The sequence below is a fragment of the Bacillus sp. FSL L8-0152 genome, from assembly GCF_038006365.1.
GTDB classification, from domain to species: Bacteria; Bacillota; Bacilli; order Bacillales; family Bacillaceae_G; genus Bacillus_A; species Bacillus_A cereus.
Genome location: NZ_JBBOVB010000001.1, coordinates 2,756,216 through 2,777,338 on the forward strand (window position 1 = coordinate 2,756,216; position 21,123 = coordinate 2,777,338).

Genomic DNA, 21,123 nt, shown 5'->3' on the forward strand with positions numbered 1-21,123 from the left:
ATTAAGAAAATCAAACTTTAAATCATATTATTCTGCTGCAAAAGAACACAATTCTTTACTAGATGGGGTAGTTTTATGCCATATGTAATCCGAGATGAAGGGCTAGTTTTACAAGGGGATGATGGAAAAGAACCAATTTTTCATACATATGAAGAAGCTGAGGAAACATTAAAAACATTAACTATACCGCAGTTTCCGAAACATATTAGAAGAAAACCATTTACACCAAAAATAATAAAGATAGCCGCTTCTGAATAAGAACCGGCTATCTTTATTATTCATAACTTAATAGCAAATAAAGTATATAAAAACTCTTTATATTGATCTTCTGTAATTTCACGCTTAGTTTTTTCCCCATGAATAATTTCGGTTAAACTTGTATTCGTTAATGAAATATGGCCAGAGTTCGTCAACTTTACTGCAATTGGTCCCTTATTAAAAATAGACTTCTCATCTTCTATCACTCTTCTTTGAACATCATTTACTACTATCTCATCAATAATATGTTTATAAAAAGCATGACAAACTTTCCATTCTCCAGCAGCATCTTTTCTTTCTAAAACATAATTTCCTCTACTCGTAGCTTTTTGTCTCACCCGGTACGAACCATTTTTTGAAGAAACAGATTCACCAATAAAAGGTACAGGAACAAGAGGTACTAACGAAGCTATACCTACATCAATTAAATACTGTACATTATTATAAGTTAAAATAATTGTTATATGGCCATCCTCAAGTGCCCATGCATTTATATCGTTTTTATAAACCGTACCTAATGCCAGTTGTACATCATAGCCACAGTCTCTTAAGAAATAGTAAAAAAGAGTATTTAATTCGTAGCAAAGTCCACCACGGGAACTAGTTAAAATTTTCTCTCGTAAGTTTTCCAGAGAGATTTGATTCGTATTTCGTGCTATAACATCTAAATTCTCAAATGGTATAGTATGCGCAAACGAAAAGAGTATGGTAGGTAATTCTTCAAACGTTACATCATTACGTTTTTTAAGATTTAATCTTGTGAAAAGCTGATCTTGTAAACTTGTCATATTTAGCACCCCTTAAAAATTTATAAGTTAAAATAATATATGCTGATTGTAAATTTTAAGGGGCACTGTAACAATGTACATTTCACTTAACTGTACCGGTACAAAAATTACGATTCACGAGGTAAATTAATAGAAGGCGTCATTACAAATGTCTTTTCTGTAATTACTTCTTTTTGGGGCAAATCAAAAGCTACGAATATAAATTTAATAGTTTATCTATAGGCAAATTATTAATATCACTTAAATCAACAAAATATTGAAGTTGCCACGTTTGGCTCTTTTTAGCTTGATTGCTAACAGTGGTATCCCAAACAGGATAAATTCTCATTGCCATTTTCCCTGTTTGACTTGGTGTTCTCGATATTTTTTCTTTAAGAAGAATCTCTTTAGGGAAAATAAATTGCCCTAGTTTATTATCAGCAATACAAGTGATTACTAATAAATCAGGAGCAGCTTCATAAGAGAAAGCTCTATTTCGCATATTTTCATCTTTCTCCCAAAAAGAAACAAATTGCCCAATTTTATTAGGAGTAACTTTTGATTTTCTAAAACGAATGGTTTTGTTATTTAAGTGGAATAAACATCCGGCATATTCTGCGTTTTGCTTTTCTTCTTTTAGATTCGTAATCATTAAGTTGTTAGGTTTGTAAACTATATTATTTAAATTTTGGATTATATTATTAAAATTGTTCAAAAAAACTCCCCCTTTATTCATCTCTTAGTTTACCACAAACATCAGTTCTTCTATATCGTATATAATTATGAACTAATTGAAATGGGGGAATTTAGCAGAATATAATTATTACTTTAATGTACTTAGTTTTTCAATTGCTTGTTGTTCAGTTGCTAAGTAAAAAATGTCATTCCCTTTATTACATTCATAAATAAAATCCTTTAAGCTTTTACTAGTATACATAGAGAAATCTCCAACAATAGCAATCTTTACCTTGTAGTTTATAAACTTTTGAAGGATATCGCCCGCAAGCCGTGTTTTTAGATCAAAGAAATCTTCCCTTATTAAAGATTTATGGATAATAATATGTTTCGCATCTACCTCATATTGAACTGTTGCCATAGTATCTAATGCAGACTGAACATCCGATATTAATACCTTATCGTTTCTAATGAGCGCAATATTGATTCCATCGATTACTACTTTCTTTATTTCCATAGTCCCACCCCTTTATAATTTACACAGTATGAGTAAAATTGTTTTACAAAACTTCGTATTAATCATAGATTAAATTAGCCACAGCTATTAAAATTGTCTCTATTTTTTTATTATAAGTATATATTTTTTATTACTAATACGGTCAATGAAATTAATGATAGTTTCTCTTTTTTATATTTTTGAATATATATATGGAATTGCCTTTACTTGTTATAAAAATATTGTGGAGTAACATAACTTAACAAACTATTCAAAGTGTTAATCTCGGCATATGGTTGTATTTTGGTAGTATTCTTGATTTTCTGAGGGTTAAACCACACACCTTTTATATTTGCATTTTGAGGACCAGCAATATCCTTTTCTAAGTCATCACCAACAAATAAAGTATTTTCCGGCTGTAAATTTAGCTTATTTAATGCTAGTTCGAATATACGTTTATCAGGTTTACTAAATCCCACTTCTTCAGAAATAATGATTGTTTCAAAATACCTATTTAAATTCGTGTTAAATATTTTAGCTTTTTGCCTCTGAGTTGAGCCATTTGTTATAATTCCAACTTTAAAGTGCTTCTTTATTTGATTTAAGAAATGAATAGTATTTTGGTCTATTGAAAAACATCTAGGGAAATTATTATTCCAAAAATCTTGGATGTAATTGCGTGGCAATCTATACTTCGGCGTGAATTCATCAAACAATGATTCTAAAACTGTCGTTTTATTACTTATGCCATATTCTCTTTTATCGTATTCTTTGAATTTCTGTAACATGTTGCTTTTAGCCGCACCATCTACATTTTCATAACACTTTTCTAAAACAATTAAAAATAATGCCTCTACTGCTTTATCCCTATCAAGTAATGTATCATCTAAATCAAACAGCATCGCTTTATAACCCATCAAATCATTTCACAACCTTTCTAGCATTATATAAATCTTTCCAAGTTTGTACCTTTAAACTTTTGGTTTAGCAAGAACATTGTTATGTAGTGATTAACGATTAAATAAAAACTAGATGAAAAAAATCCATAGTTCTTGGCACACACTCTAGTATTACAGTAGCTTCTTCTATATTGAAATTCCTTTTCCTCTTTTGGTAAAGAAGCAAAAGTATATTTTCGAGAATTTTAAGAAACTACATACAATTCACGTTATTATACATTAGTTTTTCGTAAATATTAATCGTACATCAATTCATACGATAAGTTTTTTTAAGCAATTATTTCTCCATAAAAAAGGAATATAGCTAATAATACTTTTTGGTAGTAAACGTCCTATGAAGTTTACTACTGTATCTCCACATAAACTCCAGATTGTACGGCTATAATGACTACCAGAGGTGATATTATGAAAAATTATCATATCCTCGTGGTTGAGGACGATCAAGAAATTCAGGAATTAATTAAACAATTTTTAATGACACAGCAGTATACAGTGGTAGTCGCTTCAGATGGACTAGAGGGTATGACACAATTTAATAAGCAATCATTTGATTTAATTCTTCTAGATGTTATGATGCCCAATCTTAATGGGTTTGAAGTTTCTAAAATGATTCGAAGTCAGTCAAACGTACCAATTATTATGCTAACTGCGTTGGAAGAAGAGGAAGATCAAATGAAAGGATTCGATCTTGGGATCGATGATTATATAACAAAACCCTTTTCATTTCATGTTTTGATTAGACGAGTCGAAGCTGTACTTAGAAGAAGTTATGATAAAAATGTAAATAATCATTTAATATTTAAAGAAGTTCGTATCGATGTGGATGCATATAGAGTGTATGTAAATGACGTTGAAATTATATTAACGACAAAAGAGTTTGAAATTCTACAACTACTATTTCAAAATGAGAGAAAAGTACTTACAAGAGAAAATATCGTAGAGAAGGTTTGGGGGTACGATTATTTTGGAGAAACACGAATTATTGATACACATATTAAAAATCTACGTAAAAAATTAGCTATCCCTTATATTAAAACAATAAAGGGTATTGGTTATAAAATTGATGAATAGTATTGTGAAACTCATGAAAATGAAGCAAATTACTTATAAACTCTTTATGACTACATCTCTCATTTTGTTATCCTTTGCAGTATTGATTTATTTAACTTTATACTTCTTTCTCCCTACATTTTATGAGCAATACAAAACAGATCAACTTCAAACAGGAATAAAAGAAATCATTGATAAGTCTAAAGATCTTACGTTTCAAGATGCGATACCACTTTTTGATGAATATGCAAAAAAAAATAATGCGATGCTTTATCTTCAAAATAATGAGGGAATAATTAAATACTCTCCTTCATTTTCTTTTACTCAAAGTGGTTCGCAAACAACAGTAGTTACTAGAGCAACACGGTTCGAGAATGTAGGTACCCTTAGCAATTCATATAACGTTACGAAACCAATTCAATTTCAAGATGGTAGTTTAACACTTGTAGTGTTTGCTACATTTCAACCGATTGATGAAGCTTCACAAGTTTTAGTACGCTTTCTCCCCTATATTAGTATCATTGTACTCGTAATTGGTATAGGGAGTGCTTATTTTTATTCCAGGTTTATTACAAAGCCACTTATTTATATTAATGAAGGTGCACAAAAGATGGCAAATTTAGATTTCTCCGAAAAAATTGAGGTTCGCTCTACAGATGAGTTAGGAGAATTGTCTAATAGTTTGAATGACATGTCTATTAACTTACAACAAGCTATGTTTGATTTAAAAAAAGCAAATGAACAATTAAAAAATGATATTGAAAAAGAAAGAGAAATAGAAACAAAACGCAGAGAGTTTTTTGCGATTGTAGCACATGAATTAAAGTCCCCTCTTACTGTAATGAAAGGATACTTAGAAGGGATGATATACAATATTGGCCCTTATCAAAATCGCGATCAATATTTAAAGAAAAATCATCAAATTATTGAAAGTATAGAACAATTAGTTCGTGAAATTTTAAGTGTATCGAAATTAGAACAACACACCTTCAAACTAAAAGTAGAAGAAGTTAATCTTTCAAAATTAATAGGTACAATTACAAAAGATCTCGAATTTTTTGCTTCTCAAAAAAGCATTGAAATAATAAAAGAAATTGATTCTGACCTTTCTATTTATACAGATTGTGCTCTTTTAGAAAAAGCATGTAAAAATATTATCCATAATGCGGTTATGTATTCCCCACATAATGAAAGAGTCTATATAAAATTAAATGAGGATTCTAAACAAAGTCAAATCGAAATGCAAATTATAAATACAGGTGTCAATATTAAAGATGAAGATTTACAACAAATTTTCAAACCATTTTATCGAATTGAAAAATCAAGAAATCGAAATACTGGAGGAAGTGGTTTGGGGCTATATATTGTTAAACAAATTCTTGAGACGCTAGATATAAAGTATTCAATAAAAAATATGGAACATAGTGTGCAATTTCGCATGAGTATTCCATTATCTAAACATAAAAAAACAAACAAACTCTCCTTTAAATAGGACGAGTTTGTTTGTTTTTTGTAGTAAATATAAACTTATTAACAGGTTTTTCATTTAATGACATATGCTGCTTTTTAAATGGCGATTGTCATAAGTCAACTTAAATATTTACCTTCTACTATAACAGCAAAAAACGAAATTCCGCTTAGCAGCAAATTAGATTCTCTTATTTGACATGCATTTCATCTATGAAACTGAAAAGGAGGATGAAAAATGCATATTTGCCTCCATTTTTCAGATTAATTTGGAATTCTTTTATGATAAGCTATATGTAAAGATTAAACATAAAACATAAAGGATGATTCGTATGCAAATAAGACCAAAGATAAGTGAATATAACTCCTATTATGCAACGTATACCAACTTAGTATCAGACGGAAATATCATACATATTCTAGAACAACAAATGAAGGAAACGAATCTTTTATTAAAGGGAATTTCTAATAGTGAGGGACTTTTCCGGTATACTCCTACTAAATGGAGTATAAAAGAAGTAATCGGTCATATAGCAGATACAGAACGGATTATGGCGTATCGATTGCTATCAATCGCTCGAGGCGAGACAGCAGAACTTCCAGGCTATAATGATGATATGTATGTTCTTAGAGCTGCTTTTGATAAGCAATCTATGCAAGATCTTCTTGAGAATTTAATAGTTGTTCGCCAATCTACCCTGTATTTACTTAGAAGCTTAGATAAAGAAGCCTGGTCACAAAGAGGAAATGCGAATAATTCTGAAGTTACAGTTCGTGCATTAGCATACATCATTGCCGGTCATGAGCTTCATCATCTTCAAATTATAAAAGAACGTTATCTTGGTTCTGATGCATATCCAGCAAGTTAATATTTGAAGAACAAGAGTCCTATTTATGTAGGGCTCTTGTTCAGTATTTATAACGTATTAGCACTTAGAATCATGGCAATTAAATGCATTTATTTATAAAATTCACCACATAATATATATGCTATCCTCTTTTATTCTGTACATAATTTTCTTTAGGTTGATATACTATAAACACAATAGTTCTGGAAAGGTGATGATATTATGTATGAACAACAAAATAATAGAGATAGAGATCAAAAAATGATGTTTTCGATGCAAGGAGTTCCCACAAATAAAATTAACATGAATCAATTACCTAAATGGATTAAAATTTTTGGATATTGCGCGTTTGGTTGGATGATAGTATTTAGTTTAATTATGATTGTAGGTTTAATTCTGCAATAACTATACAGATACATAGATAGGTAAACGGGACGATATTTAGATTATACATCTAGGTAATGTTCCGTTTTTTATGTATGATTATCCCATGATATAGGTAACCAATTATACTAAAAAGAACTTGTAGAATATCCTACAAGTTCTTTTTCAAATATTATTAAAACGGGAACAACAAACTATTTTAACATTCAGTACAGGGAGACCATTTTGATTATGGCTTGATTTTATTATAAAACAAATATAAGCTTTTGAAAGGTCTAGATTTTGAAAATTATGTGAATTGAACAGCTACGATGTTTATATTAGATTTCATTTACAACCAACTTCTTCTTACTTAAATACACTGCACGATCTGATTTTTTAGCAACCTCCTGTGAGTGCGTCACAACAATAATACATTTATTCTCTTTATGTGCAAGTTCTTGAAACAGTTCTATAATATCCATTGCGGTTTGCTCATCAAGGTTTCCTGTTGGCTCATCCGCAATCAATAAATCAACATTACAAGATAGTGCTCGAGCAATTGCTACACGCTGTTGTTGCCCACCGCTTAGTTGCAGGACGTTTCGTTTCGCTTCAGCTTCTGAGAGTCCTACCCTCTCTAATAACTGTAATGCTCTTGCTGTTTTATTTTGCACTTTAACACCTGTAATTTCCATTGCTGTTAAGACATTTTGAAGAGCTGTCATATAGGTTATTAAGTTATAAGATTGGAAAATTACAGATACATTTTGATTACGGTATCGATCCAAACCAATTTTTCTAATATCTTTGCCATTATACAGTACATAACCATTTTTAGGGACATCTAGTCCACAACCTAAGCTTAGAGTTGTGGTTTTACCAGATCCAGATGGTCCTAAAATCGTGTAGAAATGTCCTTTTTGAAAAGAAAAGTTAACATTTTCTAGTATCGCTACATTTTTTCCATTACTTTCATAATAATAATCTAAATTTTTAAACTGTAAAATTGTCTCCATATCGAGCCTCCTCATTCATCTTTTAAAAGAATTTGTTTTGGGTTTAAACGTAGAATAGATAATGCCGGAAGAAGCGTTGCTATTATAGCAATAGCTAGTCCAATTCCACCCATTTTTCCTACATCTTCTCCTGTTACACTTACATCAATTTTATTAATCGGATCTTCTTTTTGATTTTGTAGAGTACCATCAGGTCCAGCCATCATTACAGTACCATGTTGCGAGGTATCTGTTTCTTCGCTTGAAGTAGCAATTTCATTCGAAAGTAAATTATCCCCGATATATTGAGAAACTTTAGCTCCTGTTGTTATGGATAATCCAAATGCTAAAATAGCGACACACACTACTTCTACTACGAATTGCGCCATCAGCTTCCACTTTTTCTCTCCAATGGACAATAGAATTCCCATTTCTTTACGACGCCCTTTAATTGATAGCATTATGATTAATCCTAAAATGATCGCACCTGCAATCGATACAATATAAATAATCATTTGAGAAGTCGAAGAGATATTTTCGATAGGACCAATCATTTGCTTGTACAATGAATCATGCGCATCTAATTTATAATAATTAAAATCAATATTAAATTTTCTTGCTTCTTTTTTAAATGCATCAATATATTGTGGATCATTCAAGAAATACACGACTTGAACACTACTTATACCTTGGTCTACTTCTAATTTTTTCATAGTTGAATGCGGCATATATAGTTTATTAGCTGGATCCATAATAGGAGGAGCCTGTTGACCCATTGCTTGCTCATTTGTTTCGTAAATACCGATAATTTCAACCTCAAGGGTTTCCTTCTTATCCCCTGATTGCACTTTAACTTTGTCTCCTACTTTCAAATTGTTTAATTCCGCTAATCGTTTTTCCATTAAAGCTACATTCTGATCCTTCATTTGCTCTGTTATTGGTTTTCCATCAATGATTTTACTTTTTCCGTTTTTAAAGCTTTCTTGTAATGCAGTCTTGCGAACTCCCTCAATCATAAAAGAAGCGTTCATATCGATTTCTGTACCAGAGCTTGAACCGCCTCGCGCAGCCGCCATTCCCACTTTACCTTTTCCTTCTCCTTCTGAAGCTCCTACTAGTTTAAGCCCATCAGAAATACCGAAAGTGTTAGCTATGTAATTATAATCTTTTACATACTTGGACTTCGCTAATTGATCTGTTTCTTTTGCATCGAGCTGCGGCGGATTTGGCATTTCTCCAGTTTCCTTAGCTTTTTGACCTAATTTGTCGAAATCAAGACCTAAAGTAACATCTGCACCAAGTTTTTTTCTTGCAGCATCCGCTGCTTTTTTTGATGCATTTTGGATTGTGAAACCTGAAAGAACCAAATTTGTAACAATCAGAAAAACTGCCATCAAAATTAATGATGTTCCTATCCTTTTTTTCATACTGAGAATTGCTCGTTTCATAAAATTCATTTTTTCTTACCTCCTTGATAACTTGTATTCTATATAGGTTATCTAGAGTTTATATGGAGCTAATCGGTAGTTTAACTAGAGATATAAGGAGTTTATGTGTAGTTATTTACCTGTTTCAGAAAAGCTAGAACACAAATTCAAAAATGCAGCCGTTTTTGAATATTGATATGGAGTTATTCCGTTTAATAAATTTATTAAAGGTTAAGATTAATTTAATGTATGTAGCACAAAAAATATTTACTGTGTAATTTCTATACAATAAATATAGAGAAACCTATTTGTAAATATTTATATGAGAATGTAAGTTCCTAATAGAAATTACATCTTTTAATAAGAAAAGAAACAATTTAATATTCTTTTATATGGATATGAACATTAACTTACTTCTTAAATTTTAGTATATATTTATAGTTTTATTTTATTGCAAGCTTTATAATATGATATACAAATTTATCACCTACTATTAGGAAAAGAGAATATTTTATAATTAATTTACAACATAAATTTTGTCCATGTTTTAAACAATATGTATCTTGGAGGAGGTTAATTTGATTTTTTCAAAACTCATTGATCGGTACGCCTTGTATGATTTACATAAAAAAAGAAGTGTAGAGTTTCAGTATACTTCCCTTTCTAACACTTCATTAAATATAAAGGACATAGAATCTTTTTATAAAGTAAAACCATCACATATTCATTTTGACATTAAGCATTCAAAGCAGGAAAATGAATACATGGTTGGGCAATTCAACTATAAAAGCTCGGTTCAATCCGGTGATTCACGCAACGATTCTGTAACTGGGGAATTATTCTTACATAAAACTGAAGATGCCCCTCATGTTATCTTTGTTCACGGTTGGAGAATGGATTCTAACGAACGTGTAAAAAAAATATTCCATGACCATATGACCAGCCTGAAGTGGAATATGTATTATTTCACTCTACCCTATCATTTTGAAAGAAAACCCGATCAATCCTTATTCAGTGGAGAGTACATGGTAAGTGCAAATATTGAACGAACAGTACAAGCAACTAGACAAGCGGTAGCTGATTTACGGGCTTTGATTAAATGGATTAAAGCAAATAAAAATGGGCCCCTCATTCTAATAGGAATTAGTTTAGGCGGATTTATTACTAACTTAACCTCTCTTGTTGAAGAAGAAATTGATGTGTTAGCATCCATTTTCTATGCAAATCGACTTTCTTATTCTATTTGGAATACAACTCCAGGTAAATTTATTAGAGAAGACTTGGAACATCATGGTGTTACGTATGATGATTTAATAGATTATTGGAAAATCACTGAACCGAGTCAAGCATTGCCAAAAGTAAAAAAAGAAAATATTTTATTAATTTCAGGTAAGCATGATCTATATGTGCATTCTGAGGATACAGACTACTTGTGGGAATCTTGGGAAAGACCTCCACGATATATTTATAAATGTGGGCATGCCGGGATCGTTCTTAAACGTAAAAAAATTGCAACTGATACTATTGATTTTATTCAAAATCGATTGAACTCCCCGCACTTATCCAATGTCATGCCTTAAATCGCGAGATTACTAAGTACAAAATCTTATACTTATATTGTTATATTTTTTACTAGTCACCTTTGTAAATCTTAGCCCCAAGCCTTACACGATTGAAAATGAAATAAAATAAATAACTAAGGAACTAATTTACCATGTGGAAAAACATTGCTCAGCATTTTCACCAGTGGTCCCTGTATATGCAATATTACATACAAAAATCTTTATTTATTACGTTATTAATTTAAAAATAAATTATTCATCCATTAATCTATACCATCCGTATTTACATTTATGGATACCCTAATTACATATGAAAAAGAGAGAAGAACATTGGTTAGTTCTTCTCTTTTTGTTTATTTTTAAAATAACTATCTATAAAATTTTGCTTTTTATAATTCTTCATGAGTCTAGAAAAGAAATTTTTCTAATGTACATAATTACAACGACATTAAAACACTTTGCTCTTAAATCCGCTACTTGTATTATTAATTGCATGAAACTCCTTCTTGAGAAAGGTTTTAATTTCCGAATATTCTGTTGACCGTTATAACATATCCAATTTACAATTTAATTGTGGTGTTCTTTCACAATTAAACTACTTAGAATACACTTCATTTATTTGAAAACAATTACAAATAGAGGTGCTAAAATGAAAACTAGAGTAAATCCAGAATTATTACAAGGGTTAGAGATGTTTCCGGATCTCGATTTACGCCCAGAAAATTTGCAATCAATCAGAGAAGGAATAGCTCAAATGAGACCACCTACCGTTGTTGATGACTCTCTTTCTTTAACAGATAAAGTCATTGTTGGGCCTGATGATAATCCGTTACCATTACGAATTTATCGTCCAAAATCAAATCATGAATCTTTACCTGTCTTATTATGGATACATGGTGGAGGTTATATCTTAGGGTCGATAGATGATAACGATGATACTTGTATGAGGTTTGCAAAAGAAGCTAGCTGTGTGGTCGTGTCTGTAGACTACCGCTTAGCACCTGAACACCCTTACCCAGCACCAATTGAGGATTGTTATTCAGCTTTAAAATGGATTGCTGATAATGCAAAGTCATTAAACATTGATTCAAATTGTATTGGGGTTGCAGGAGTAAGTGCCGGCGGTGGACTAACAGCAGCATTATCATTATTAGCCCGAGATCGAAAATATCCTTCAATTTGTTTACAAATGCCACTATATCCAATGATTGATGACAGAAATGATACACCTTCAGCGAATGAAATTAAAGAGGGATTTGTTTGGAATCAAAAGGCAAATGAAGCTGGCTGGAAAATGTATTTAGGAGAAATGTATGGAACGGATCAAATCCCTGCCTATGCAGCACCTTCTCGAGCTGAGGATTATAGTGACTTACCGTATACTTACACATTTGTTGGTCAATTAGATCCATTCCGCAGCGAAACATTAACCTATGTAAGCAAACTAGCGCAAGCTGGTGTTGATGTGGAGTTTCATTTATATCCAAATGCCTATCACTGGTTTGAAGGGTTAAATCCAAATGCCGATGTATCTATTTATGCTGTGAACGAAATAGTACAAGCAATAAAGACTGGTTTCAAACGAGTATCCAAGGTTGAGGCTTAATCCCATTACAAGATAAATACTTATAAATAGTATATATGTTATCATTTAAACATAATAGCCGATTCTAAATGAGAATCGGCTATTAATATGTAAAATCCGCCTAATATATCAAGGTTGAGAAACAGATATAAGATGTTTAGGCGATGTGTTTATTTCCTCTGCCAATGCTTTTATGTTCATCATGATTTGAAGTATTTCTTCTTTTGTTGTCCTTGGGTTGATAGAGCAAAGTCGAATTACTACTTTTTCTTTTAATTTAGTAGTACTTAGCATAGCAAATCCTCTTTGATTAATTTCTTCCACCAATTTTTTGTTTATTTCATGAATTGTATCTGTAGATGTTAGCTCACATGGAATATAACGAAAAGTAACAATTCCTAATTGGGCGGGTGTTACTACTTCCCAATCTTTTTCTTTCCTTAAAAACTCTTCAACTTGTTCAGCTAGCATAATGCCATGATCAATTGCCTCACGAAAAGCTGTAACTCCGAATGCTTTAAAAGAAAGCCATACCTTTAATGCTCTAAATCTACGAGAAAGTTCAATTCCACGCTCCCCAAAATTCACTTTTTCTTCTATATTAGTTTCTGTATCCTTAATATACTCTGGGATCATACGGAATGTTTCACTTAAATATTGGCTATTTCGAATAAGTACACAACCAACATCATAAGGCTGAAAAAGCCATTTATGCGGGTCTAACGTTAAAGAATCGGCACGATGAATTCCACTTAATAACTCCCTTCCTTTTTCACTGAGAATTGCTGCAGCCCCATAAGCCCCATCCACGTGTAGCCATATATCTTCATCACCACATACATCAGCCAATTCATCGAGGGAGTCCACCGCTCCGCAATTCGTTGTCCCTGCATTAGCAATAACACAAAATGGTTTTTTCCCTTTTAATCGATCTTCTTTTATTTGTTTTCTTAAAGTACTAACTGAAATTTTTAAGTCTTCATCTGTCTCAATTCGGCAAATTTGATGCTGTTTAAAACCTAATACTTTAAGTGCTCGATCTACAGAAAAATGAGTTTGGTTAGAAAAATAAACAATCGCATTTTCTATGTCATTATTCAGCTTGACCTGTCTCGCTACAGTAAGTGCAGTCAAATTAGCCATGGAACCACCACTGACAAATAGTCCTTCAGCTGAATCAGGGAATCCTAGCATTGATTTTAACCAGTTAATTGTCGTTAATTCAATTTGTTCGGCACCTGCACCTACTATCCAAGCTGTAGGAAATACATTAAACCCACTTGCTAAAAAATCTGCTAATACACCAACATAATTATTAGGACCTGGCACAAAAGCCATAAAATGAGGATGATCCACATGAGTAATTTGATTAAACACATTGTTATTAAGAAAATGAAGTAATTCTTTTGGATTAGATCCGTTTTCCGGAATCGTTTCAATTAGCTTGTCTCTAAAAATATTACTATCAATCGTTTCTGAAACTGGTTTACTTTTTAAATGATTCATATGATCAACAATCAAGTCAACCGCTTGATATCCTAACTGACGCATTTCTTCGGCTGATAACTGTAATTTTTTTGTCATTTGATTTACTCCTATTCTATTTAAAAAGGCGAGTTCTTGCTCGCCTTTTCATTTTTTATAATTTGTAATCACAAATTGTTTGTATTGGATTTTGAAGAATCGTGTTGATTAACCCATGGATGTGATTTAATATTTCCTGTATTTTCTCTGCTTCATATACCGTTTGATCATATCCAAACTTTATTGTAAGTCTTTCTTCAGGGAAGCACATAATTCCATACTTTACATGTGGCTCATCAACAACTTCGTAATCCGTGATAGCAAAATGTCTGTTTTCATTTGAAGAAAAGATTGCTGGATTAGTTGGATAGTTTTCAAAAACCCAAAGATGGTCAGTCAACTCAGTTTTTAATTCACTTTGCTTTTGTATATCAACAAATGAATAGTATGCATACTCATTACATTTCAATGTCTCTAGTTGTACCTTTTGCAAGAAGTCCACAAAAGATTGCGTTTCTGTCCATGCTAATCGGATAGGCAAAACATTTGTGAACAGACCGAACATATTTTCAATTCCTTCTACTTCGGGAGGTCTGACTGATACTAGATTAGGCAATACTACTTCTCTCGTTCCGTTGAATTTGCCAAGCAATATTCCCCATACAGCTAGTAATGCTGTATTCATAGTTATATTATTTTTAGTTACAAATGTCTGTAACTGATCAGTCAAATCCTTGTCTAATGTTAAATCCATAAAAGTGAAGTTTAACCCTTCACTTTTAGATGGGACTTTCTTTTTAGGAATACTAATTTTCTGATTGTATCCTGATAAATAATCTCGCCAAAAATGACGTGCTTTCTCATGATCTTGTGCCAAAGTCCAATCTATAAATGTTTCAAAAGGTTTTACCATAGGTAACCCCGCCGTAGTTCCGGCATTTGTAGTTTCGTAGAGCTGGAATAATTCGTCTATCAAAATGCTGACGCTCCACCCATCACATAATAGATGATGGGAACTCCAAATTACTTTATGCTCGTTATTACCTAGTTGGAATATACAGAGACGTGTCATAAGTTCATCATTTTTAAATCCTCGACTTAAATTTTCATTCATCCACTGTTTTAGGAATTCTTGCTGTTCTTGTTTCGTCATCTCAATCAAGTTTTTTATTTCTGAATTTATTTGAACATCATATAGAACAGCTTGCCAAGGTTTTGCTTGTTCATCTTGCACAATTATTGTTCTTAAAGAATCATGACGATCAACTAATTGTTGGAAACACTGAATAAAGAGTTTAATATCCAGCTCCCCCTCAAGTGCCCAAATTGTTTGTTCAAAATATGCATTTGTATCAGGTTCATTCGTAGCATGCTCATAAATAACTTCCTGGAAAGGTGCTAACGGGTAAATACGTTCTATTTTTATATCCGGCATTTTTTCTTGTATTTTGTTAAGTGTATGTTGATTAAGTTGTTTATCTTTAACATTTAGTAATGTAGCTTTATTATCGTTCATTATGTTTACATCATTTGTTTGTGAACTTGAAAACTGGTCTAGCTTTTTAACAAATTGAACCATGTCCCTTAATATAGGAAATGAAAATATATTTTTTGGTTCAAGCTCGAATCCTTGTCGATACAGTCTGACGGACACTTGAATCGCTTTTATTGAATCTCCACCTAAGGCGAAGAAATGATCATTTACTCCAACTTGATCTATTTTGAGTACTTCTTGCCAAATACTAGTTAATATTTTTTCCATTTCAGTTTTTGGGGCAATAAATACTTCATTTGTTTGTTTCTCGGGAGTAGGGAGCGCTTTTCTATCTAATTTACCGTTTGGAGTCAAGGGTAATTGGTTCAAATAAACAAAATAAGAAGGAATCATGTAATCTGGCAAGTGATCTCGCAAATGCTTTCGTAGTTCTGTTGTACTAATATTTTGCTCAGTTACCACATATGCAACTAAAAATTTTATTCCGTTCTCATCTGTTTGATCAATTACGACAGCATGTTCGACTTGTTTATAAGTTAGAAGACAATGAGCGATTTCTTCTAACTCTACTCGATACCCTTGAATTTTTACTTGGTAATCTTGGCGGCCTAAAAATTCAATATATCCCTCAGAATGCATTTTCCCACAATCTCCTGTTTTGTATATAAGACCAAAATCAGGATGTGACACAAACGCTTCATTTGTTTTCTTTTCATCATTTAAATATCCTTTAGCAAGGCCCACTCCCCCGATATATAAATCTCCAATTACACCAACAGGGCACATTTTCTTTTCATAGTTCAACACATAATACGTTTGGTTTGCCAAGGGCATCCCGTATGGAATACTATTCCAATGTGATTCCACCTGTTTGACCGGATAATAAATTGACCAAATCGATGCTTCTGTTGCCCCTCCTAGTGAAACTACTTCTGCAATCGGAAAATGTCGTTTTATTTTTTCTGGTAAAGAAAGCGGAATCCAATCTCCACTATGTAAAACTAAACGTAAAGAAGAATGTTCAAAATGAGAACCTACTTGATCCAATGCCAAATCCATGATTGCAGGCACTGTATTCCAAATTGTAATCCCTCTACGTTCGACAGTGCGGATTAATTCTTGCATGTCTCTCGGATCACGAATCATTACTAACATTGCACCTGTGCTTAAAGCTCCGAAAATATCGTATACAGATAGGTCAAAACACATGGAAGAGATACCAATAATACGATCATCTTCATTCACCTCATATTTTTGATTTATGTCTTGAATAGTATTTGTAACCGCTTGGTGAGTAATAATTACTCCTTTTGGTTTTCCTGTACTTCCTGAAGTGTATATAATATAGGCAATATCTTCTGGACCAGCAATAGCGGGCATATCTTCTGTTGTATAAAATGACAAATGATTTTCTTCATAAAGACTAGGTTCTAATAAAAGCTTGCATGAGCTATTTTTTAAAATATATGTTTGGCGATCTAAAGGATGATCGGGATCAATCGGAACATAAGCGGCACCTGCTTTTAAAATACCTAACATATTAACAATTGTGTCAACTCGCCTTTTTGCTAAAAGACCCACTTTGTCACCTAGACCAATGCCTTGCTCTTTTAAGAAGTGGGCAATTTGATTGGAGCGTTTATGAAGTTCCGTGTATGTTAACCATTCTTGTTCAAATACCACTGCTACTTCATCCGGTGTACGTTTTACTTGGTCTGTAAATAATTGATACAGAGTAGTTGAAGGTATTTTTTCTGTTGTTTCATTGTATTGCTTAATTAAAATTTGATCCGATTCTTTCATCTGCAAAGATGTTATATCGCTTTGTTTCACCAATTGTTCCAATAAGTCAACAAATTGGGAAAACATTGCTTCTATTACATCAACATCAAACAACTCTTCAACATAGTTCCAGCTAATTAGTAACTCTCCATTTTTTTCAATTACTACATTATCCAAATACACTTGTGGAGTCCGAGCATGAATATAGCGAAGAGAACCAAGTTGTTCCCAAGAGAAAGCACCTGCACCTGCTAACATCGAGGTGAAAACGATTGGCATAACTGCTTTTGGCGTCATTTGATGATATCGAGTAAAATCTCGAATAAAGTTAACTCCATCGTAATGACGATGTTCAAGGCCATCTAATAAAGTAGCTTGCGTTTCTTTTACTCTAGTAAAGAAAGTTTGCTCTGGTTTTACATCAACATCCAATAAAATAAGTGATGTGAAATCTCCAACAATCTGTTCTACTTCATCATGAACAGGATAACGGTTAAATACAGTCAAGTTAATTGCTAATCGACGTTGATTACTCCAATATGCCAACACATCACCATATATTGTACAAAGTAGAGCGGAAGGCGTTACCTCTTTCTCTTGTGCTAACTTTCGTAGCTTTGTCCATTTTTTATTATCCAGGATTTTTGTAAGTGATTGGAATTTAGGAGTAGCAATCTCTGCTGGATCCTTTTTTAACAGCAAAGAAGGTGCAAACGGAAAGTCAGGAAGCTTACTTGTCCAATAATCTTTTGCTGTTTTATATTCTTCGCTTTGTTCCATTTCATAATAGATAAACATATAATCTTGAAAATCAAAAGATAAAGATTCTAATTTTTGATTTGGTTTATAATAATAATGCAACAAATCCTGTCCAACAATGTTCATGCTTGCTCCGTCCATTAATAAAGCATCGTATCGAAAACATAATAAATACGTGTCTTCTTTTAAAAGAAAAGCTTTCAATTCAAACAAAGGCCATTGCCCCAAAGGGAATACATGGTTAGTCATTCGAGAACGCTCTTCTTGTAAGCGAGCATGTTGATTCCTATCATCTAAATCTATGAGACTCTCTATTTCAATCTCGTAATCAGGAACGCTTTGTAATATTTGCTGTTTTCCCTCTGGTAAAATTACAGCTCGCAACATTGGATGACGATGGATCACCTTTTGAAAACTTTTTGAAAGACGATTGATATCCAATGCTGTTTCATATTCAAAATATGTTTGAGGGGAAATACCACTTAATTCAAACTGTGAATTCCTTCCTAACATATACGCTGTCTGAACTTCTGTTAAGGAGAATGGATTAGACAAATCTTTAACATGAGTTGGTTTACTTTCAAAGTTTTCTTCTTTATGCTCTAACTTTACACAAGAACTCAGTTGAGCGATTGTAGGGTGCTTAAAAAAATCTGTTGTACTTATTTTTAAGCAGTCTTTTCTTAATAAATTAATTACCTGAAGTGCTTTAATGGATTCTCCTTTTAATGCAAAAAAATTATCATGAATACCGATTCCCTCAATCTCCATAACTTTTTCCCACGCACGCACCAATTTTTGTTCAATTTCATTGCGCGGGGCAACGTATGGAATTGATACATAATCCGTTTGGGTTATATCCAATAACCTTTTTCTATCCACTTTTCCATTTGGATTCAATGGAATCTCTTCTACCTGAATCATTTTTTCAGGAATCATAAACTCAGGTAATTTATCACTTAAATATTTTCTGATTTCACCAAAAGACACCTTGTTATCCGATACATAGTAGGCAGCTAATAATTTCCTATTTCCATACACTTGATCAACAACGATAGCCTGGTTTATTTCTGGATATTCCCTTAATTGAGTTTCGATTTCTCTTAATTCAATCCGATACCCTCGAATTTTCACTTGATGATCCATTCGACCTAAATACTCAAGTTCTCCATTAGGCAACCAACGAACGAGATCACCTGTATGATACATCATTTCCCCTGCCGCAAAAGGACTCTGTACAAATTTTTCATCTGTCAGTTTACTTTTACCAAGATACCCTCGTGCTACCGCTACTCCAGCAATGCAGAGTTCACCGGGAATTCCAAATGGTTTTAATTGGCCATACTTATTCAATATATAGGAATGATAATTCGGATTTGGTTTGCCGATCGTAACTTCTTTGGAAGTGCTCAAGTCTTTTACTGTTGCGCAAATGGTTGTTTCTGTGGGACCATAAATATTTAAAATTGTTGCTTCACTGATACAACGAATTTTTTCAACCAAATCAATGGAAAATGCTTCTCCTGCTAATAAAATAGATTTTAAATCTTTTAGAAAATTTGCCCCTTCTGGATCACTCAAAATCACTTCCATTCGCGATGGCGTTGATTCCCATAAATCCACCTTATGTTTTTTGACCAAATGAGCCAATTCTTTTGTTGCAAACTGTTCCTCTGTAGCAATTACTACTTTTGAACCTTGCGTTAAAGGAAGACATATTTCTAACAAGGAAATATCAAAAGATACACTAGCAAGAAACAAGAATGATTGATTAGCTTTTACTTTTTCTCTCATTACATTTAAAAAATGAACTAGCGATTTTTGTTCTATCATTACCCCTTTTGGATTTCCTGTCGATCCTGATGTGTAAATAACATAAGCCAAATCATTAGGATTATGTTCTCGTACTAAATTACTTTCTTCACCTTGGAAAAGATATTCTTTATCAAGATACACTACTTCACCCGCAAATTGCGGCAATACTTCCTCTGTTCGCTTACTAAGTAAATATTTTGCTTGACTATCTTGTAACATATATTCAATTCGTTCAGTTGGGTAGTTAGGGTCGATTGGTAAATACGCTGCTCCTGCTTTTAAAATCCCCATCATACCAATAATCATTTCTAATGACCGATCTACCATAACGCCAATAATACTTTCTTTTGAAACACCTTTACTTTGAAGAATAGAAGCCAATTGATTCGCTTTCTTATTCAATTCTCTATATGTCAAAGATTGATCATTACAAACAACAGCAATTTGATCTGGAGTTTTTAATACTTGCGCTTCAAACAAATCTTGAAATGATTGAAACAAGTCTATGCCCGTTTGAAAAGTATTCAATCCTTCTAACAACTCTTTTTCTTCTTCTGCAATAATACAAATATCTTTCAATGCCAAATTCGGATTTTGTGAAACTTGCTTTAAAACATAACAATACGAATTGGCAAACTGTTGCAAAGAAGAGAATGAACGGGACTTACAAGAAATTTGAAATTCAAATTCATTATGTATTTCATTCCATTTTCTTCGTATCCATAGGGCTAAATTATTCTCTGCGTATTCTTCTAGCGAATTTTCATTATGTAATCCTTCCATCCCGATTACAATTTGAAAAGGAGTTAAATTGTGTTTAACTAATAATTCAGAGAGCGGATACTCCTGATTTTCATACCCGAATAAAGTCGTTTGTTCAATCTCATTTACTAATTGTTTAAAGGTGTGATGCGGATGGATTTCACTTCCTAAAGGAATCAACTTATTAAGATTCTCACTTTGTTCAAGATTCTTTTCAATTATAGGAATACCAATAGTAATTCTTTCTTGATCTGTATAATGTGCCAAACAAACCCTTAAAGCGGCTTGAAACCAGCTAAATAATAATAAATCTTGAGACTTACTTATTTTTTGTATACTTTTACTAAATTCTACATTTACTATGACTTGAACGTACTCACAAGGTGTTTCTTTATTTAGTTGGTAATCGCTATTAAATTTAAATACAGAAAAATCGAGAATCTCGGAAGATAATTGCTCCTTCCAAAACGCTTCTACTTCTTTATTTTCATGAATTGAACTTCGATCTTTAATGTGCATTTTTATCTTTAT

Annotated in this window: 15 protein-coding genes; 7 read left to right on the forward strand and 8 right to left on the reverse strand. The window is 32.5% G+C overall.

Annotation, left to right across the window (positions count from 1 at the left end; genetic code table 11):
- The first annotated feature begins 75 nt into the window (after window positions 1-75).
- Window positions 76-258: a hypothetical protein gene (locus MHH27_RS13850; protein ID WP_001147158.1), complete on the forward strand. Its 183-nt coding sequence runs from the start codon at window positions 76-78 to the stop codon at window positions 256-258.
- Window positions 259-278: 20 nt separating this feature from the next.
- Here MHH27_RS13850 and MHH27_RS13855 read toward each other — a convergent pair whose 3' ends face one another.
- The 4 genes from MHH27_RS13855 to MHH27_RS13870 all read right to left on the reverse strand — a co-directional run bounded on the left by MHH27_RS13855 (window position 279) and on the right by MHH27_RS13870 (window position 3,113).
- Window positions 279-1,046 carry an arylamine N-acetyltransferase family protein gene (locus MHH27_RS13855; RefSeq protein WP_098211303.1) on the reverse strand — a complete coding sequence of 256 codons (768 nt, stop codon included), beginning with the start codon at window positions 1,044-1,046 and terminating at the stop codon, window positions 279-281.
- Between the two features lie 190 nt (window positions 1,047-1,236).
- Complete coding sequence (locus tag MHH27_RS13860; protein ID WP_340942967.1) at window positions 1,237-1,761, reverse strand: MepB family protein; 525 nt, start codon at window positions 1,759-1,761, stop codon at window positions 1,237-1,239.
- 87 nt (window positions 1,762-1,848) lie between these two features.
- Entirely contained in the window at window positions 1,849-2,217 is a 369-nt protein-coding gene (locus MHH27_RS13865) for a DUF4180 domain-containing protein (protein ID WP_090977891.1), read from the reverse strand.
- A gap of 203 nt (window positions 2,218-2,420) precedes the next feature.
- Window positions 2,421-3,113: an HAD family hydrolase gene (locus MHH27_RS13870; protein WP_061660936.1), complete on the reverse strand. Its 693-nt coding sequence runs from the start codon at window positions 3,111-3,113 to the stop codon at window positions 2,421-2,423.
- 447 nt (window positions 3,114-3,560) lie between these two features.
- Between MHH27_RS13870 and MHH27_RS13875 the strand changes: the two genes are divergently transcribed.
- The 4 genes from MHH27_RS13875 to MHH27_RS13890 all read left to right on the forward strand — a co-directional run bounded on the left by MHH27_RS13875 (window position 3,561) and on the right by MHH27_RS13890 (window position 6,925).
- Window positions 3,561-4,226, forward strand: coding sequence for a response regulator transcription factor (locus MHH27_RS13875; RefSeq protein ID WP_000800739.1), 666 nt, complete (start codon window positions 3,561-3,563; stop codon window positions 4,224-4,226).
- On the forward strand, window positions 4,219-5,697 hold the full coding sequence (locus tag MHH27_RS13880; RefSeq protein ID WP_076876335.1) for a sensor histidine kinase: 1,479 nt from the start codon (window positions 4,219-4,221) through the stop codon (window positions 5,695-5,697). Before MHH27_RS13875 ends, MHH27_RS13880 begins: the two co-directional genes overlap by 8 nt.
- A gap of 307 nt (window positions 5,698-6,004) precedes the next feature.
- The gene (locus MHH27_RS13885) at window positions 6,005-6,541 is read left to right on the forward strand and encodes a DinB family protein (RefSeq protein ID WP_098250658.1); all 537 of its coding nucleotides are present in this window, start codon (window positions 6,005-6,007) and stop codon (window positions 6,539-6,541) included.
- 201 nt (window positions 6,542-6,742) lie between these two features.
- The gene (locus MHH27_RS13890) at window positions 6,743-6,925 is read left to right on the forward strand and encodes a hypothetical protein (RefSeq protein ID WP_000273237.1); all 183 of its coding nucleotides are present in this window, start codon (window positions 6,743-6,745) and stop codon (window positions 6,923-6,925) included.
- A 299-nt stretch (window positions 6,926-7,224) separates the two neighbouring features.
- Here the strand turns inward: MHH27_RS13890 and MHH27_RS13895 are convergent, their stop codons facing one another.
- Both MHH27_RS13895 and MHH27_RS13900 read right to left on the reverse strand, forming a co-directional pair.
- Window positions 7,225-7,902 (reverse strand): ABC transporter ATP-binding protein, encoded by a 678-nt coding sequence (locus MHH27_RS13895; RefSeq protein WP_000447865.1) that lies wholly within the window; start codon window positions 7,900-7,902, stop codon window positions 7,225-7,227.
- 11 nt (window positions 7,903-7,913) lie between these two features.
- Complete coding sequence (locus tag MHH27_RS13900; protein ID WP_340942972.1) at window positions 7,914-9,338, reverse strand: ABC transporter permease; 1,425 nt, start codon at window positions 9,336-9,338, stop codon at window positions 7,914-7,916.
- Window positions 9,339-9,886: 548 nt separating this feature from the next.
- Here MHH27_RS13900 and MHH27_RS13905 point away from each other — a divergent pair.
- Together MHH27_RS13905 and MHH27_RS13910 are read left to right on the forward strand one after the other, a co-directional pair.
- Window positions 9,887-10,888: an alpha/beta hydrolase gene (locus MHH27_RS13905; protein ID WP_000577725.1), complete on the forward strand. Its 1,002-nt coding sequence runs from the start codon at window positions 9,887-9,889 to the stop codon at window positions 10,886-10,888.
- 631 nt (window positions 10,889-11,519) lie between these two features.
- On the forward strand, window positions 11,520-12,476 hold the full coding sequence (locus tag MHH27_RS13910; RefSeq protein WP_340942974.1) for an alpha/beta hydrolase: 957 nt from the start codon (window positions 11,520-11,522) through the stop codon (window positions 12,474-12,476).
- 108 nt (window positions 12,477-12,584) lie between these two features.
- Here MHH27_RS13910 and MHH27_RS13915 read toward each other — a convergent pair whose 3' ends face one another.
- Both MHH27_RS13915 and MHH27_RS13920 read right to left on the reverse strand, forming a co-directional pair.
- Window positions 12,585-14,039 carry a pyridoxal phosphate-dependent decarboxylase family protein gene (locus MHH27_RS13915; protein ID WP_000162820.1) on the reverse strand — a complete coding sequence of 485 codons (1,455 nt, stop codon included), beginning with the start codon at window positions 14,037-14,039 and terminating at the stop codon, window positions 12,585-12,587.
- A 55-nt stretch (window positions 14,040-14,094) separates the two neighbouring features.
- Window positions 14,095-21,111, reverse strand: coding sequence for an amino acid adenylation domain-containing protein (locus MHH27_RS13920; protein ID WP_340942976.1), 7,017 nt, complete (start codon window positions 21,109-21,111; stop codon window positions 14,095-14,097).
- Window positions 21,112-21,123 lie beyond the last annotated feature (12 nt).